The following is a 3,381-nucleotide window of genomic DNA, read 5'->3' as shown; positions in this document are numbered from 1 at the left end:
CTAAAAATTTTAGTGATGGAATAATCTTATTCCAGTGAATGCCATAGCTATTTCATATTTATCACAGCATTCGATTACAGCTTCATCTCTTACAGATCCACCTGGTTGAGCTATATATTTGACACCGCTCTTATGTGCTCTTTCTATATTATCAGGGAATGGGAAGAATGCATCTGAACCAATAGTTACATCAGTTAAGCCATCAAGCCAAGCTCTTTTAGCTTCTCTTGTGAATACTTCTGGTTTAACTTTAAATATTTTTTGCCATTCTCCTTCAGCTAAAACGTCCATATATTCGTCTCCTATATAAACGTCTATTGCATTGTCTCTTTCAGCACGTCCTATTTCATCCTTGAATTGAAGTCCCATAACTTGTGGAGATTGACGAAGATACCAGTTGTCAGCTTTTTGTCCAGCTAGACGAGTACAGTGGATTCTTGATTGTTGTCCTGCACCTATACCGATAGCTTGTCCATCTTTAACGTAGCATACTGAGTTTGATTGAGTATATTTTAATGTTATAAGAGCTATCTTCATATCTATTAATGCAGCTTCTGGGATTTCTTTATTCTTAGTTACTATATTTGATAAAAGGTCTCCATTTACATCTAATTCGTTTCTTCCTTGTTCAAAAGTTATTCCGTAAACTTGTTTTCTTTCAAGTTCTGCTGGAACATAATCAGGATCGATTTGAATTATGTTGTAGTTACCTTTTTTCTTAGTTTTTAATATTTCAAAAGCTTCATCAGTAAATCCTGGAGCTATAACACCATCAGAAACTTCTCTTTTTATTAAGTTAGCAGTGTCAGCATCGCAAACATCTGATAGAGCTATGAAATCACCAAATGATGACATTCTATCAGCACCTCTAGCTCTTGCATATGCACATGCTAATGGAGATAATTTTCCTAGGTCGTCCACCCAGTAAATCTTCGCTAATGTATCGTCTAATTCTTTACCTACTGCAGCACCTGCAGGTGAAACGTGTTTGAATGATGTAGCAGCTGGAAGCCCTGTTGCTTGTTTTAATTCTTTAACTAATTGCCATCCATTGAAGGCATCTAAGAAATTTATATATCCTGGTCTACCATTTAAAACTTTAACTGGTAAATCTGAACCATCTTCCATGAATATTCTTGATGGTTTTTGATTTGGGTTACATCCATATTTTAATTGAATTTCGTTCATTTTTAATACTCCTTTTTACAATGTATTTTATATCGATTAATTCCTATTTGTTTTTGTTTACTATTCTTGTTTCATATTCGCCAGTAGCGATATCTATAAATCTAACAAATAATGATACTTTGTTGTCTTCGTTTAAGTTTGTCCAAACCATATCAGTGAATTCATCTATGTCTCCGCTTATTCCTACTAATTTTGGCTCACCTTCGAAGCTTGGAAGTGGATTTCCATCATGCATATATGTATGTATGAAGTGTCCTTCACCTGCTACTGGATTTTCGTATGCAAACGTGTATCTATTGCAAGCATCTGGATTTCCGTTGTTGCTCTTTAATATTGACATTGCATAATTGTATGTACCATTTTCAACATGCATAACACCTGAAATTCTAGGAGTGTAGTTAGGTGCATCTGGTTCGAATTCACGACTTCTTAATGATTGTTCGAAAGTAAGTTGTTTGTCCATTCCTTCGTATATAGTATCTGTTTGGTCTCCGTTAGTTACTATAGTTTTGTTTCCTAAAACTCTAACTGGAGCATAGATTATTAGTGATGGATCTTCAAGCTTTGATGGATCAAATGCTTGTGTACGGATTCCTTGTCCATCTTCAACAAATACTCTATTTCTACTGTTGCTACTTCTTCCCATTATAAAATATGCTGTTACTGCTTTTTTTCCGTCTTCAGTTTTTCCGATTACTATACCTCTACCTGGGTATGTGTTACTGTTTAATTCATTTGCTAATGATAGCATGTTCATATTAATTTCCTCCATTAAAATAATTTATTTTTATAAACAAAAAACCGCCAACACGCAAAATGTTATAAAAACATCATACGTGCCCAGGCGGTCGGCATTTCTAAATATATAATCAAGCTCCCTGTGGGTTAATTCCCACGACATCTATTGATGCTTTCCACCAGTCGCTTGACCGTTCTTTGTTGTACAAACATATTATACACGAATATAATTTTATATTCAACTAAAAATATACGTATTTTTATTAATTATTTTTTTCATTATAAATATTATTTATTAATTTTTTTTGAATTCTAATATATGCCAAAGCATCTTCAGGCCCTAAACATTCTAACATCTTAACTACATTTTCTAACATTTCATTACGCTGTTTTTGAATATATTTATTGCCCTTTTCAGTTAACTTCACAATAATTTGACGATTGTCCTTTGGATCAGTTGTTCTCGTAATAAAATCATCTTTTTCTAAATGGTTTAAAATTGTCGCAATTCTAGCTGTGCTAACTACCATACTTTTGCTCAAATCCTTTGGATAAGCGGTTTTTTGGTGATCTACGAGATAATTTAAAACAAATAATCCTCCCTGGTTCAGCTTAGACATTGTTCTATCAAACTGAATATGTTTAATACCAGATTTCAAACTCATCAGTTCTCTCGCTAAAACATAATAGTCCATTTATCTATTCTCCTTCTAATTATCTAACTTTATTAGTTAATTTTATGCACAAACGCCAATATTGTCAATATCCAGGTTATCTATATTTAAATATTTACAGGTGCAATACTTATCATCAAGAATAATGATATCATTACACCAAATATAATTTGTGTAGCTTTTTCCTCCATTGAAGGCTTAAATTTGCTGATAACCTCACAAAGTATAGCTGAAAATGCTGCTATAATAATAAAATATACTAATTCCATTGTAACATCCCCTTTTTCTAAAATTGCTAATATTATTAGCAATTATTTTAAATATAATGCTACAGATATATTACTGTAGCTGATTTGATTTATTTGTATTTTTATCTAACTTTGTTAGCAATTATACTCTTAAATTTATATTATGTCAACAAGTTTATAAAATATTTTTTATACATATAAAAATGGCATCAAAAATGCCACTTTATAATAAATAAAACCACTATTATTCTACTTTCTCTTCTATTTTTACAATTCCATTATGTGTTTCATCATTAAAAACTATCATATAGTATTTATCAAGATCCAAGTCTTTTTCTAACATATATGTTATTCTTAATTTTTGTCCATTATGCTTTACTGCACAATTATCTCTAATTTCATCATAGACTTCGTAATCTCTGTTTATTATAAACGAAACTCCATTTACGTCAAATTTTATAACTCTTATATCTTTATCTCTACCCTCATAATAAACTTTGTAGTTTTCAACTTCACCATTTACAGTATAACAA

Annotated in this window: 5 protein-coding genes and 1 riboswitch; all 5 genes read right to left on the bottom strand. The window is 31.4% G+C overall.

The genetic code is table 11. From position 1 onward, the window contains the following. Positions 1-9: 9 nt before the first annotated feature. Entirely contained in the window at positions 10-1,188 is a 1,179-nt protein-coding gene (locus MR593_RS05440; RefSeq protein ID WP_290690584.1) for a phosphoribosylaminoimidazolecarboxamide formyltransferase, read from the bottom strand. Between the two features lie 43 nt (positions 1,189-1,231). After that, the gene (locus MR593_RS05435) at positions 1,232-1,945 is read right to left on the bottom strand and encodes an IMP cyclohydrolase (protein ID WP_290690581.1); all 714 of its coding nucleotides are present in this window, start codon (positions 1,943-1,945) and stop codon (positions 1,232-1,234) included. A gap of 74 nt (positions 1,946-2,019) precedes the next feature. Next, positions 2,020-2,123, bottom strand: a riboswitch (ZMP/ZTP riboswitch). A gap of 66 nt (positions 2,124-2,189) precedes the next feature. After that, entirely contained in the window at positions 2,190-2,621 is a 432-nt protein-coding gene (locus MR593_RS05430) for a MarR family winged helix-turn-helix transcriptional regulator (RefSeq protein ID WP_290690578.1), read from the bottom strand. Positions 2,622-2,707: 86 nt separating this feature from the next. Then, the gene (locus MR593_RS05425) at positions 2,708-2,869 is read right to left on the bottom strand and encodes a hypothetical protein (protein ID WP_290690577.1); all 162 of its coding nucleotides are present in this window, start codon (positions 2,867-2,869) and stop codon (positions 2,708-2,710) included. Between the two features lie 223 nt (positions 2,870-3,092). After that, the coding region (locus MR593_RS05420; RefSeq protein WP_290690576.1) for a hypothetical protein at positions 3,093-3,381 on the bottom strand (289 nt) is incomplete at its 5' end.

The organism is Intestinibacter sp., from assembly GCF_022780145.1.
GTDB lineage: Bacteria > Bacillota > Clostridia > Peptostreptococcales > Peptostreptococcaceae > Intestinibacter.
Note: the sequence above shows the minus strand (reverse complement) of the source record. Positions and strands in the feature narration are given on the sequence as shown.